Here is a 605-nt window from a genome sequence, read left to right on the forward strand (position 1 = left end):
CGGCAACCTCGGCGTGCGCTACGGCTTCCGCTACAACGTACTCACCCGACCACCATCGGCAGGATAAAGAAATGCCGGTGACCAACAAATGAACAGTAGTCGTCAGGTCTCGAGTATTCGGCGGCAAAGGAGCGCCGTGACCGCGATCGAATTTAACGTTATTAGCAACCACATCCCGAAGGTCTTGAGCCGGAAGGTTATCGAGGAGGAAACCACATGTCGTTCGTGACTACGCAGCCAGAGGCGCTGGCGGCGGCGGCCGGCACCTTGCAGGGGATCGGCTCGACATTGAGCGCACAGAATGCTGCGGCAGCGGCCCCGACGACGGGGGTGGTGCCCGCGGCAGCCGATGAGGTTTCGGCGCTGACTGCCGCGCAGTTCGCGGCACACGCGCAGATGTATCAGGCGGTCAGCGCCCAGGCAGCCGCGGTCCACGAGATGTTCGTCAACACCTTGAGCATGAGCTCGGGGTCATATGCTCTGACAGAGGCGGCCAATGCTGCCGCGGCGGGTTAAGGGGTCGAAATGATTGATTTTGGTGCGTTGCCGCCGGAGGTTAATTCTGCGCGGTTGTATGCCGGTGCGGGGTCGACGTCGTTGACCTT

At 61.5% G+C, this 605-nt stretch carries 2 protein-coding genes; both read left to right on the forward strand.

Annotated elements, in window-relative coordinates; translation table 11 throughout:
- The first annotated feature begins 216 nt into the window (after positions 1-216).
- Positions 217-516 (forward strand): PE family protein, encoded by a 300-nt coding sequence (locus tag A5747_RS21900; RefSeq protein ID WP_076128271.1) that lies wholly within the window; start codon positions 217-219, stop codon positions 514-516.
- A gap of 9 nt (positions 517-525) precedes the next feature.
- On the forward strand, positions 526-605 hold an 80-nt coding region (locus A5747_RS24975; RefSeq protein WP_139331248.1), incomplete at its 3' end, for a PPE domain-containing protein.

This window comes from Mycobacterium sp. IS-836 (assembly GCF_001954275.1).
In the GTDB taxonomy this organism is placed as follows: Bacteria; Actinomycetota; Actinomycetes; order Mycobacteriales; family Mycobacteriaceae; genus Mycobacterium.